The 13,857-nt window shown below is 65.0% G+C and carries 5 protein-coding genes; 1 reads left to right on the forward strand and 4 read right to left on the reverse strand.

Annotation, left to right across the window (positions count from 1 at the left end):
• Positions 1-366 precede the first annotated feature (366 nt).
• The 4 genes from AB0J64_RS26195 to AB0J64_RS26210 form a co-directional block, all read right to left on the reverse strand.
• Positions 367-1,998 (reverse strand): UvrD-helicase domain-containing protein, encoded by a 1,632-nt coding sequence (locus tag AB0J64_RS26195; protein ID WP_364031803.1) that lies wholly within the window; start codon positions 1,996-1,998, stop codon positions 367-369.
• Positions 1,968-3,998, reverse strand: a complete 2,031-nt coding sequence (locus AB0J64_RS26200) for an AAA family ATPase (protein ID WP_364031806.1) — start codon at positions 3,996-3,998, stop codon at positions 1,968-1,970. Before AB0J64_RS26200 ends, AB0J64_RS26195 begins: the two co-directional genes overlap by 31 nt.
• Positions 3,999-4,582: 584 nt before the next feature.
• Positions 4,583-5,362 carry a hypothetical protein gene (locus AB0J64_RS26205; RefSeq protein ID WP_364031809.1) on the reverse strand — a complete coding sequence of 260 codons (780 nt, stop codon included), beginning with the start codon at positions 5,360-5,362 and terminating at the stop codon, positions 4,583-4,585.
• Between the two features lie 1,024 nt (positions 5,363-6,386).
• Complete coding sequence (locus AB0J64_RS26210; RefSeq protein ID WP_364031812.1) at positions 6,387-7,952, reverse strand: tyrosine-type recombinase/integrase; 1,566 nt, start codon at positions 7,950-7,952, stop codon at positions 6,387-6,389.
• Positions 7,953-9,441: 1,489 nt separating this feature from the next.
• On the opposite strand from AB0J64_RS26210, the gene AB0J64_RS26215 reads away from it, so the two are divergent.
• The coding region (locus AB0J64_RS26215; protein WP_364031815.1) for a hypothetical protein at positions 9,442-13,857 on the forward strand (4,416 nt) is incomplete at its 3' end.

The raw sequence follows: 13,857 nt of genomic DNA on the forward strand, positions 1-13,857 counted from the left end.
TGACGCGGTGCTGCGGCTGCGTCACGCCCCGGCAACAACGCGATCGCCCGGCATTTGCACGCCGCTGTGACCGTCACTCGCTGGCTCGCCACGCACGGCTTTCCCACGATCATGCCCTGCCCGTACGCCAGCCGGTCAGTGTGGATGGCTGGTATGCCACCGCCCGGCATTATGTCCCTCACGCTGAAGGCACAACGCCCACGCCGGAAGGCTTCGGCCTGACCATGCGTGCCCTGCACGCTCTGCCGCGACCGCCGATTGAACCAGTCCGGTTTCGTGGAGATTTTGGTGCCCCGGCCTCCAGCAAGCTCGGTTCCAGTCCATGTATCGAGATGTTGTTTGCACTTAGCCGAAAGTGGCCTTCTGTCAGGGATGGATCATGCCCCCAGCAAACCAGGTGCGTGCTGTGTGCTCTGCTGCCGGAGACAGGTCACTCAGGAGGACAACGGCAAGGCGGTTCCTGGCACGGGAACATGAGACATAGAAGAGGTTCTTCGTACGGACGATGCGGTCCTTAACGCCGGAAGGGTCAGTCAGCATCTCGTTCATGCTGTACATGGTCCAGGCTTTGTCGTCGATCACGGCCACGACGTCGTCGAACTCAGCGCCCTTGACGCCATGTTGCGTGGCAAGCGGTGTTTCCTCGTTTTTGTATAGGCCATAGGCCATGGCCTGCTTATAGGGGCAAGCAAGCACGGCGCGGGCGAGGTCTGCCCTCCGCTGAGCGCGCTTGTCGAGGTCCTTGGCCATGATGCTCCGCTCGCGCGCGCTGACCTCCGCGGGCTTCAGCAGCAATCCAGACTCGTGGACGTGATCGAAGACCGCGCCGATAGTCATGGTCGCGCGTGAGGTGACCACCCTTTGAAGGGCGTCGGAGATTCTGCCCTTGTCCGCATGCTTGGTGATCTTCACATTCCTGCTGGCGAGCAGGGTGGCCAGCAACGCGTGATCCTCGGACTCGAAGGCGGTGCAAAAGGCCTCAATGTCGAGGGCATGGCGAATCAGAAGGTCAGTCGCGTCGTGCAGGGCGTCCTGCCGGCCGGCCTTTCGATAAGCCTCGTTGAGGTCGGAGTAGTCCAGATCCCGGGCGATGGCCCGGTGAGTCAGGTAGAGCCGCTTGGCAGTCGCCGACGTCCAACCAAGGTCGTTGAGTCGGGTGAGCGCCGACTCGAGGCGCTTCTCCTTCGGGACGTCCCGTTGCAGGAAGAGCTGAGTCTCTCCATTACGGGGCGGGCCGACTGGCTTTTGCGGCAGCTCAGGACGCATGGCGTTGAGGACGTTAATGATCGATTGAGCGGAGCGGCGGTTTTCGTCTTTGGTGATGCGTTCAAGTTCAGGGTAGCCCGTCACTTCGCCCACGCCTGTCCGGTAGATCCTCTGCATCGAGTCGCCGAACAGTCCGATGGTGCATCTCCGGCTGACGGCGCCAGCCAGGTGGTCGAGTAGGACTTCCACAGTCAAGGGAGAGGTGTCTTGATACTCGTCCACGAGGATGTAGGGGAACCGGTCGGCGATGATTCGTGCCAGTTTCGGCGAGCTGGACACGAGTCGGTGGGACAGAGCCAGGACATCGTCGTGTGAGATCAGGCCCTGGGCGAGGTTCCGGCCCAGCTGGACGTATCGGATCTTGGTGCTCTCCGTAAGAGTCTGCAGATCCTGAGGGTCGTCGAACTCCTCGTTCCTGGCGATGAGCGCCGCGCGTAACGGTGTCTGGAACCGCTCGATCTCAGCCCAGAGAAACTCGTGAATCGTTGCGACGATCACGAGGGGGTCGGCGCCGATCCGGTCGCGGATCTCGTCCTTCGCCACGTTTGTGTAGGTGATGCACGCGATCCTGCCGCTGGTTCGCTCCAGGTCGGCGCGGCGCTCGGTGAGGAGGTGTCGCAGCGCCTGGACAAGCGTGTAGGTTTTCCCCGAACCCGCACCCGCGTCGACGAGAAAGCTACGCCGCTCGTCCAGGGCGAGGATTACCCGTTCGGTGACGTCGCGATCAGCCACTGCAGCCCTTCGATAATGTATCGGGGAACGTTCCAGCCATCCAGCATGAGAATGTCGAACGCGAAGTCGGTCTTCTTCTCATTTAGGGAGGCAGCGATCTCGAAAGCGTTCTGAAGGATGTCCTCAGCGGTGATGGGATCTTCCAGGTGTCTTTCGAACGTGCTTTTGAGCGCGAGCTGGTCGAGGTTCTTGGCCAAGATTTCGGCGTTGGCGAGGATGAAGGCCTCTTCGAAGCTCCTCCCACAACGCATACCAGGTGCTTCGGGCACCTGGTAAGCCAGCCGCACGCGATCGAAGGTGCGTTGCTCGGCCGTGGTGGCGAGCAACGCGTCGATAGTCGACAAGTTGGGCAGCCGGTCCTTGATCGTGGCGTTTGATGTGACCGCGCCACCGGTCTCCGTCCGGCAGGTCAGATACGTCGTCCGCTTTCTGCCGTTCTTGTCGACGCTCTCAAGCGGCTGGACAGAGTCGATATCCGTGATGATCAGGGTGCGCACGCCGAGGAAAGTGAGGAGCTCGCGAAAACGGTGGGCATAGGCGTCGCCCACCTCGACCACGGACACGTAGTCGCGGCGAAGTTGCTCGGCGCAGATCCGGATCATGGCCGGCATGAGGAGTCGTTCCGTCGCCCCCTCGATGAGGATGACGCTGTCAGCGAAGAACATGTCGCATCGGTGCAGCACCATGTACTTGGCGAGAAAACGCATGGTCTCCTCCGCCGGTACGGGTTTTGTAGTATGGCGGAACTCCGCTAGGTCCTTCACAACGAGTGTGGGGCCGGTGCAGTCGAAATAGCGCACTGCCTCGAAATGGCCGCTGGCGACGATGTGGGACGAGTGTGTGGTCACGATGACTTGAACGCCTTCTGCGTCCTGATCTTCCAGAAGGTCTCTGATGCCTCGGACGAAGACCTCCTGCATTTGAGGATGGAGATGGGCTTCTGGCTCTTCGACGAAGAGCAGGCTCACAGCGGGTTTGGGTGACGCGCGCCGATGGGACTCCAGGAAGCTGATGACTTGGAGCACGGTGAAAGCCAGCTTGCTGTAGCCGAGCCCGTTGTGCGCTTCCGGCAATTGCCGGCTGCCGTCGCTGCTGGCATAGGTGATGCGCGTGGTGTTCTTGACGATGGACACGGGGTCAAGCTCTGAGACGATGCGGGGCCGCTGTCCCGGGCCGAAGATGCCTTTGCCGAAGGCGTCCATCCAGGAAAGGACCGGAGCGAAGATCTCGTCGTAGTTGCTGTCGAGTCTTCTAGCCATCCCCAGGAGAGCGTTTTCGAACTTGGCGACGGTTGTTTGCTCGTCCTGGTGGTAGGTCTCCATGAACTTCTCGAAGGTGCGTGACAGCTTTCTGGTCCGGTCGGCGGAGACGTCGTCGAACTTGACCTGGGCAAAGACAAACATCGTTGAGATGATCTGCCTTGCCAGCGCCCGTTCGATGGGAAGTTCGGTCCCCGTTGCCGAGCCTGTGCCAACTGCATAAAATGTCGCGTGAAAGTGGCGCTGGAAATACTTCGCGAGTTGCTTGTCGTCGGCCTTCGCCTTAATGGCGGTCCTGAGAAAGTCCAGAGCACTCCGCGCCTCGAACCGCGCCTCGATTTCGGCTTCGTGGCAGTCTTCGGACAGGTCGATGATGATCGCGCTGATTGCTGAAAGGTCCTCATCTTCCCGGTAGGCGATGGTGAGCCGGAAAAGAATCTTCGGCAGTAGCTTGATCGCTCGGTCGGTCAGCGCACTGGCCTGTACCGGGTCTGAATCCCTGAAACGCTCTGCCTGCCGGTAGGTGCGGACAGCGCGCTTGAGGGCGTCGATCTGGGAGGTCGGTAGGTCGTCCAGCGTGAAACGTGGCCGCTCGCCGCCAAAGAACCTCTCGAAGAGCTCGACGAAGGAAGTCTTGCCGCTGTTGTTCCTTCCGACGATGAGTGTGGTCGCGTCATCGATGCGAATCATCACCGATTCGAGGGCGCGGAAGTTCGTGACTTTGGCGCATACAAGTCGCATCTTTGTCCTGGATGTCCCTGCTTGGCCGTTTTGGCTGGCCCTGAAATAGCTGGTGCTTGTGAGAAGTATAAAAGCCTGCGATGACGTAGGGACTGAAGAGCCCAGAGCGCCCTCAGATGGCAATCGAGCCTGCTGGTACGGCGATGATGACGTCGCAACCACCGCGGCCCCTAGAGTGAGCTGCGATGATGCCGCCGATCACCATTAGGGCGGAATAGGTGTATGTGTATCGTGTGACGGAGTTGTACCTTCAGGCAGGTGAACGAGTTGCAGGAGGGGCCACTCTTCAAGTTCTCCGAGTGGCCGAACGACCAGATTCCTCGCCTGGCTGCCGGGGCGTACACCGTGTGGCGGGGAGATGTGTTCTTGTATGCCGGGATGAGCGGGCGAGGGCGAAAGCAGGGCACCTGGTGGCCGAGCCCGGCCAGATTCAGAAGCCGCTGGGGTTGCGGACACGGCTGAAGGCGCACGCGTCGGGGAGGCGCTCGGGGGACCAGTTCAACATTTAGAGCCTGCCGACAAAGAGTTTGGTGCCGGAGCTCGAGCGGGAACGTGGAACGCGAGATCAGACCTTGTATGACAAGTTACCCCCAGTCGCAGAAGTAGCCGTAGTGGCCGATGCCGACTGGGTGGCCGACGGGGAGTGGATCGCCCGTGAGCGGCGGGATCTCGATCGCGTCCCAGTCCAGCGTCCCATCGGCGTGCAGATGCCGGCCAAGATGGACGACGCTGTCGAATCGCCCATCCGAGTAGGTGAACAGGTCGAGGTCCACCCCGAAGGGAGGCCCCTCTACCTGTGCCACCATCGGAGCCACGAGCCAGGAGCAAGCCCAGCGCACCTCGTCTGGATCGGTGGCGACCACATGCTCGGAATGGGTGAACGAGCCCGATCCCGCCTCCATGATTAGCTCGTAATACGAGAAGGGCGGTTCCTTCTCGAAGGCGCCAGTGTCGTCGGTCCAGGCGTTCAGGGTGGCGACCCCGGCGCGCGCGGCGGCATTGCCGGGATCGGTCTTCAGCACTATCGCGTACAGGGCGTGTGCTTCGTCGTGTCTGCGGGCGAGCGTGTCGTCGTCCTCGCCATGCGCCATCGCGTGGTCGTCATCGATCTGCCAGAAAGCGATTTGCTGAACGAGCCGCCCAGCCAGAAGGACGGCGGCGAGCTGATCATCAGGGCGGGCGCGCAGGGCGGCGCGTAGCCAGGGTTCCTCCGGCCACGTAGCCAGGAAATCAGCGTCCATGGCCTCTTCCAGGGAGTCGGTCCTGAGCATGCACAACAGGCGGCCCAACTCGCGAGCGGCATCTGGGTCCCCGGCGGCAGCCGCGACCCGCAGTCTTGTGATCGTCTCCTCGGTGATCGACATGGCACGCCATGCTAGCGCTAGCTGGATCGAAATTATTCGATGGTAGGTTCGATAACGCTGCGCGGTTGACATTCTCAACCCACCCGCACACCCCGGGCCGGATGGCTTCCCACCGGGCTCCGGCGGTCTCCTGGCTGGAATCGCGACACCAAATCCCTTTGTCAGCAGGCTCTTACGTCTGCGACCGCTTCGTCATCCCCGCTCTCACACCCGAGCAGCAGGCCGACATTGGCCTTGGCCGCCTCAGCCTGGACCAGCTGACCAAAACCTACGTTCATGAGCATCTCGGCTACCGGTATCTGATCTGCCGCGATGGGAAGGAGGCCGGCCGGGTCGAGCGCGCTGTCCGCGGGGGCGCATTGAAAGCCGGGCCTCCGTACCTCAATCCCCGACAAGCCTAGGCTGTCCGCAGGTGACTGCGTTGGGCGGTGCGGTGGCAATCATGATGCTGGCACGCTCACTGTCGGTAAAGCCGGAGTCCGTCTCCAGGCAGGTCGCAAACTAGTCTCCTGCCCAAGGGCCCACCTGGCGAGCCGTTCAGGAGGTTGGAGCACGTATCGAGCACAGCGCTTATCGTCTCTATGTGTTGTCCCGTGCTCTTGCGTACGGACGCCACGATGCAATGATCGAATAGGCTGTCCGCCGTGCTCGGTGCGTGCTCGTACGCCCCGTCACACGCCGTCAGAGCCCGGCATTGCCCGCCACGCAAAACGCATTGAGGTGGCACGAAACGTCACCCAGCGGCACGGCGCGGCACTTAGGGATCTTGCTTCTAATCCGACGGTCGCAGGTTCGAATGCTGCAGGGCGCGCTTTGATCATGGTCTGACCTGCGGTTATGCGGAATCGGATGTGTTCTAGAATTTTGGTCTAGCGGTTGCGTGCTCCGTACGTGCTCGCGCGCACCAACCCCACACACGCACACACCATGATCCATTTGCCGTCCTCCCACTCGGTACAAGAGCAGCGGCCCCGACTCGCCGCGAGCAGGCGGCGAACGCGGGGCCGGATGCTTAATCCGACTGTCAGCTCCTCAGCGAGATGACTTGCCCGGGCTGGGCCTGGTCTTTCTTGCCGAACAGCATGGCGGCGGTCTTCTCGGCCGCAGCCGTGGCCACCTGCGGGTAGACGGAAGTGTAGGTGTCGGCGGTGAACGCACTGGAGGTGTGGCCCAGCGTTTCCTGTACCACCTTCATCTCCACCCCGGCGGCCAGCATCAGCGAGGCCGCGCCATGGCGGAGGTCGTGGAGCCGGATGGGTGGCAGGCCGGCGAGGTAGGCCAGCCACAGGAACTGGTCGGAGACGTGCTGGGGATGCAATCGGTTACCGTCGGGCTGGGTGAACACGAACTCGGTGTCGGCCCAGGCCTTGCCCATGGCCAGCCGTTCCTGCAGTTGCTGCTGCCGATGGGCACGCAGCACTCGGGACGTGTCGGTGTCCAGGGCGATCGTCCGGACCGAGGCGTCGGTCTTTGGGGTGCCCTCGTGAACTTCCCAGGCCAGCTGTACGAGCTGCCAGTTCACGGTCAGAGTGTTGCCGTTGAGATCGACCTCCTTCCAGCGGAGTCCGCATGCCTCGCCCCGGCGCAGGCCGCGCAGTGCGATCAGCTGGTAGAGGGCGAACAGGCGGTGACGCTGGGCCTCTTCGAGGAACAAGCGGGTGTGCGCTGGCGTCCACACCATGACCGGGGAGGGGCGCGGCACGCTGGTGTAAGCGTCGATCGGATCGACCCGCCGTCCACCCCGGCGTTGCTTTTCCCTCTCCCGGTAGCTGCGGTAGTCGGCCTGCCAGGCGCCGACGCGGTCGTCGGTCCATACCAGCGGCTTTGGCCGGGTGTGGGCGGGCATCTCCAGGACGGCGGCGGGGTTGAAGTCGATGAGCCGGTCTTGGCGCATGGCCATGTTGAGGGCGTGCCGGAGGGTGGCGCGGATGCGGTGCATGGTGGCGATGCTGATCGGCCGCTGGTACTTGACGCTCTCGCGCACCTGCGGATTGGGGTCGGCGCGGCGTTCGGTGATGGTGTCGTTGAACTCCTCGATCTGCTCGAACATCAACGCGATGTCGCTGACCTTGAGCTGATCCAGCCGCAGCTGTCCCAGATACGGCGTCAGGTAGAGCCGGATGTGGCCTTCGTAGGAGCGTCGGGTGGTCTCCTCGATCTTCCGCTTGCGGTTGAGGAACTCCGTCAGCCACTGCTCGACGGTGATCTCCTGGGTCAGATGCTGCCCGGTCTTGATCTTTCGGTGGATGGTTTCCGCGTTCGGGAGGGTGTTGGTCTCGGCCAGCGTGCGTTTGATCAGGTCGGCGATCTGGGTGCGGGTGGCGGGCTCGCGCAAGTCGGCCAGTGCGAGCAGGTCGCGCACGTGGCCGAGTTCGTCCTTGGCTGCGTCCTGGGTGGCGAAGCCGCCGCGGCGCAGCGGTCCGCGCCGCTTGCCGTCGGGGCTGGGCGGGAGTTCGATCTGGTAGTTCCAGATGCCGTGCCGGTAGCTCCATCCGCCGTCGGAACGGCGGAGCCTGGGGCATTTCTGCTCGAGTTCCTTGCCGTCGCTGTCGCGGCAGGAGCAGCGTTTGAAGGTGCGTCCCTCGGCCATGGTGGTGCCTGTCCTGTTCTCTTTGGTGCTGTCGGGCGGGGCCGGTGGGGTGGTGAGCAGGGGCGGGGTGGTGCTCAGCCTGGAAGCGGCCGGTGAAAGGACTGATCGCCCTGTTCGAAGGGCGCGCCTTCGGTAGTCCTGTTCCAGACACGCATCCCGCGCTTTCCCGTTCAGCCATGGCCCCGGTGGTGGCTGGCTACGAGTGCTCGGCGGTCCTGTCGCCCGTGCCGCCGTCCGTACGGCGTGGAGCGCCGGGTCGCCGTGTTCGCGTCCGGCGCGGCCGATGCGGTGGCGTGATCGGGCGAGCACGCCTGTGGTCGTCATCCCGCCGCATCGATGGCCGTGCCGGACAGGGCGTATCGACGCCCACCTGGATGGCGATGGTCAAGGCCGAATCCGACGGTCAACGCCGGGCCGGCGGCGCCGGCGGTCTCCGCACGGCGCCGTCGGCTCAGCGATCTTCGCTTCGAGTCGCCACAGAGCAAGGACGGCTTTCGCCGCAGGAACGCGCCAATGCGTGCGAGCGAGATGAGAAGCCGTTTCCAGGGCGCCGGCCTGGAATGACCGGGCAGTCGCTGCTGGTCCGATGGGGCGCTCACGTCACGTCTGGCACGGTCCGGCGGGTCGCCATGGTGTAGGCCAGGGCCCGGTTGAGTACGGTCTTGGTGCGAGTAGGGGCGTCGTTGCACCACAGTTGGAGTACGCGGCCGCGCGGTGCCACGTACGAGCCGAGCATCCTGAGGGAGAAGGTGCCCTTGTCTCGGGTCTCGCCCCGCGCGGCCGGAGTAACGGGAAGGTGGGCGAGCGAGCCGGAAGCTGTAGTCGTCGACCCAAGTAGTTAATTGCCTGTGTAGTTCTTCTCGCTGGGCAATAAACGGGAGCGACGACAAAGGAATTCGAAACGGCTTTGACCTGCTCGCATGATCCTCGATGCCGTAGAGAAAATCGGTCCCCGCCCTTGCCGTGAGTAGCCGGTAAGGGCGGGGACCGAATGCTTCGATCTCTACACGAACGCCTCAGCCGCTTCTCGCCAGAATGACGCGCCGCGCTTTCTTGCCTGGTCGCCTGCCCCGGAGTCCCTTGCGCAGGCGCGAGTGCTGGCCATGTGAGACGCATGGTGACGGTGACGCTACAGAATTCGTCTACAATTCGTCTACATCCTTTAGGAAATCAAGACTTCCTGTGTGATCTACGTCACACTGCTGTTTTGGGCCTCCTGTGCATGAGCTGGCCGAATCCCCTTCGCTGGGACTATTTCCGGCCCGCTGCACCAACAGTGATCACCTTGTCAAGGCCTATTCCTGATTCGACTTTTCTGTGTATATCTGTGGCGTTCTTTATGCGGCGCTTACGGGGATGCGCCTGGTCTGCGGGGAGCGTGGGCGTGGCCATGCGGCGTGCTCGGACAGGTGCGGGTGTGTTGGGCCGGACTCGGTTCGGCATCGGACGAAATGGACTATCGCGGTGGCTGAGCCGCCTCGTCGTGGTCGTGACCGTGATCCTCATGCCGGGGATTCTCGCGCTGCAGGCGCAGGCGGTCGTCGTGGACCCGGCGCCGAACCGGCTGGCGATCCCCGGCTCCCCAGCTTCAGGCTCCGCCCGAGCGGTCCCCGTCCAGCAGTCCGGAACCGCGGCGAACCTGCCGCACCTCGTCGGCCCGGCCGCCACGCAGCCGAAGCAGAAGACCGAGGACAAGACGAAGGGCGTCGGCGGGAGGCGGCCCAAGGACTCGCTCCCGCTGGAGAAGGCGCACGAGGTGCTCGACGAGCCGGCCACGGACGGGCTGAACAGCCCGCCGCCGCTGACCTGGGACTCGTCCTCCGATCCCGCCGCATCTGCACCAACGAAGAACGACAGACGACAGACCCGTGTTCACGCCGAGAGCGCTGCCATGCACAGGGTGTCCTTGGGGAGCGCGACGCAGAACGAGGCGAAGGCCACCCGGACGCAGGCCGCCGCGCTTCCGGCGGTGTCGGGGATGTCAGCCTCTCCGGCCCAGCAGGTGACGGGATTGTGGACGTTCCCATCCACGCAGCCGACCTTCTACGCGTACGGCGGGGACGCGGACTCGCGGCCGTTGCGCCTGGAGGCTCAGGTCGAGCACGACCCTTCGGTCGCCGCCCAGGGTACGGGTCTGATCTGGTCCGCTAGCGGCGACCTTTCGTCCAGCGGTTGTTACACGACGAGTAAGTGCTGGTTGCAGACTCCGGCGGTGACGTCGGGCAAGTTGGAGGACGGCTGGCTGGTTCGCTGGCGGGTGCGGGTGCTCACGTCCGGCGGCGTGGTGAGTGCCTGGTCGGCGTGGCAGTCCGCGCGGGTGGACACCTCCAAGCCGGTGGTTTCGGAGGCGATAGCCTCCCCCGGACAGTTGACGTCCGGGATCTGGAGCCTGCCGTCCACGCAGCCGACCTTCTACGCCTATGGCGGCGACCCGGATTCGCGGACGTTGCGCTTGGAGGCGCAGGTTGAGCACGATCCGTCGGTCGGGGCGCAGGGTACGGGTCTGATCTGGTCGGGTTCTGGTTCGTTGTCGTCCAGTGGTTGTTACACGACGAGTAAGTGCTGGTTGCAGACTGCGGCGGTGACGGCGGGCAAGCTAAGGGACGGCTGGCTGGTCCGCTGGCGCGTGCGCGTGTCCACCGGCGACCAGGTGGCCGGCCCGTGGTCGGAATGGCAGGCCGGACGGGTGGATACCTCCAAGCCGGTGGTGTCGGAGATGCTGGCTTCCCCGGGTCAGCAGGTGGCGGGGTTGTGGACGTTGTCGTCCGTGCAGCCGACTTTCTACGCGTACGGCGGGGATCCGGATTCGCGGGCGTTGCGTCTGGAGGCGCAGGTTGAGCACGATCCGTCGGTCGGGGCGCAGGGTACGGGTCTGATCTGGTCGGGTTCTGGTTCGTTGTCGTCCAGTGGTTGTTATACGACCAGTAGGTGTTATCTGCAGACGCCTGCGGTGGCGTCGGGCAAGTTGAAGGATGGTTGGCTGGTTCGTTGGCGGGTGCGGGTGTCGGCTTCCGATGGGGTGGCCGGTCCGTGGTCGGAGTGGCAGGAGTCGACGGTCGCGGTGAGCGGCACGGCGGGTAACGGTCTGGGTGCGGTGCCTGCGACGCGTGGGACGGACTCGTGGACGCTGGCGTCCGTCACGCCGTGGTTGTACGCGAAGGTGACCGATGCCGGCGGTTCGAAGCTGGTGCTGGGCGCGGAGGTCGAGCACGATCCGGCCGTACCGGCGCAGGGCACGGGACTGATCTGGTCCGGCAAGGCCACCACCTCCTACGCTTCGGGCGGCAATGCCTGGGTGCAGGTGCCTGCAGCGAAGCTGACGGACGGCATGAAGGTTCGCTGGCGAGCGCGCGGTGTGACGACGGCGGGCGTGGAGGGCGAGTGGTCGCCCTGGCAGAGCGCCGTGGTGGACGTGACGAAGCCCGCTGCCTCCGACGCCGGTTTGACTCCGGCGACCAAGGGTGCGACGTCGTGGACGGCGTCGTCGGTGACGCCGTGGGTGTACGCCAAGGTCAGCGACCCTGATTCGCGTGCTTCGAAACTGTGGGCGCAGGTCGAGCACGATCCGGCCGTACCGGCGCAGGGTACGGGCCTGATCTGGGAGGGCAAGGGCGCCACCGCGTACGCTTCGGGTGGCAACGCCTGGGTGCAGCTCCCGGCCGCGAAGCTGACCGACGGGATGAAGGTCCGCTGGCGCGTACGCGGTGAGACCGCCACCGGCGCCCTCGGCCCATGGACCGACTGGACCGCTGCCGCCATCGACCTCAACAAACCGGCGATCCAGTCACTGGGCATGGATCCCGCCCTTCCCGGTTCCGCGTCGTGGACGGCGGGGACGTTGACGCCGTGGCTGTTCGCGAAGGTGACCGATCCGGAGAACCGGTCGAGCAAGCTCAACGTGGAGGTCGAGCACGACCCGGCCGTTCCCGCTCAGGGGGCGGGGCTGATCTGGTCCGGTTCCTCGGACAAGGCGTACGTGTCAGGCACCAATGCCTGGGCGGTCGTGCCGTCAGGGAAGCTGACCGACGGCTGGCAGATCCGCTGGCGGGCCCGCGCCACCACCACGTCCGGGTCGTCGGGGCCGTGGTCGGAGTGGGTGTCGGCGCGCGTGGACACGACGGTGTTCAAGACGATCCCGCCCGGGCCCGCAGTGAGCATGGTGTCGGCGCCTGTCGGCCAGTTGGTGACGGGCAAGTGGATACTGCCGACCACCAGCCCGTCCTTCACCGCCGCGATCTCGGACGTGGACCGGCGGCCTGGCGTGCTGGAGGCGGAGGTCGAGCACGACCCGGCGGCGACCGGCCAGGGTACGGGGCTGATCTGGTCCGGGCAGAGCACGACGTTCGATGAAACATGTTTCACGGGGCAGACGTGCTGGGCTTCGCACGAGTCGCCCGCGGTGACGGGGCTGCAGAACGGCTGGCACGTCCGGTGGCGGGTGCGCGCGGTGGTGCAGTCCACCGCCACCGCAGGCGCGCTGGTGTCGGGCCCGTGGTCGGAGTGGCAGTACGCGCGCGTGGACACCTCCAAGCCGGTGGTGTCGGAGGCGACGGCCTCCCCGGGACAGCAGGTAGCGGGCTTGTGGACGTTGCCGTCCACGCAGCCGACCTTCTACGCCTACGGCGGCGATCCCGATTCACGCAAGTTGCGCCTTGAGGCGCAGATCGAGCACGACCCGTCGGCCGCCGGCCAGGGCTCCGGGCTTATCTGGTCCGATACCGGCACGCTGTCGAGCAGCGGTTGTTACGCGTCGAGCAAATGTTGGCTGCAGTCTCCCGCGGTGACGGCGGGCAAGCTAAGGGACGGCTGGCTGGTCCGCTGGCGCGTGCGCGTGTCCACCGGCGACCAGGTGGCCGGCCCGTGGTCGGAATGGCAGGCCGGACGGGTGGACACCTCCAAGCCGGTGGTGTCGGAGATGCTGGCCTCCCCGGGACAGCAGGCGTCAGGACTATGGAGGTTGCCGTCCACGCAGCCGACCTTCTACGCGTACGGCGGCGACCCGGATTCGCGGCCGTTGCGCCTGGAGGCGGAGATCGAGCACGATCCGTCGGCGGCGAGCCAGGGCTCGGGCCTGATCTGGGCGGCCGCCGGCGCGATGTCGAGCGGCGGTTGTTACACGACCAGCAGATGCTGGTTGCAGACCCCCACGGTGGCGTCGGGCGAACTCAAGGACGGCTGGCTGGTTCGCTGGCGGGTGCGGGCGTCCACCGCTGAAGGGGAGGCGGGCCCGTGGTCGGAGTGGCAGTCCGCGCGAGTGGACGCCTCCAAGCCGGTGGTGTCGGAGATGCTGGCCTCGCCGGGCCAGCAGGTGGCGGGGCTGTGGACGTTGCCGTCCACGCAGCCGACCTTCTACGCCTATGGCGGCGACCCCGACTCGCGGGCGTTGCGTCTGGAGGCGCAGGTCGAGCACGATCCCGCGGTCGCAGCGCAGGGCACAGGGTTGATCTGGTCCGGTACCGGCGCGGTGTCGAGCGGCGGTTGTTACACGACCAGCAGATGCTGGTTGCAGTCTCCCGCTGTGACGGCGGGCAAGTTGAAGGACGGTTGGCTGGTTCGCTGGCGGGTCCGCGTGTCCACCGCCGACGGGATTGCCAGTCAGTGGTCGGAGTGGCAGGGCGGACGGGTGGATACCTCCAAGCCGGTGGTGTCGGAGATGCTGGCTTCCCCGGGGCAGCAGGTGGCGGGGTTGTGGACGTTGTCGTCCGTGCAGCCGACCTTCTACGCCTATGGCGGGGACCCGGATTCGCGGGCGTTGCGTCTGGAGGCGCAGGTTGAGCACGATCCGTCGGTCGGGGCGCAGGGTACGGGGTTGATCTGGTCGGGTTCTGGTTCGTTGTCGTCCAGTGGTTGTTATACGACCAGTAGGTGTTATCTGCAGACGCCTGCGGTGGCGTCGGGCAAGTTG

It is taken from the genome of Nonomuraea sp. NPDC049695 (genome assembly GCF_040674955.1).
Lineage (GTDB): Bacteria > Actinomycetota > Actinomycetes > Streptosporangiales > Streptosporangiaceae > Nonomuraea > Nonomuraea helvata.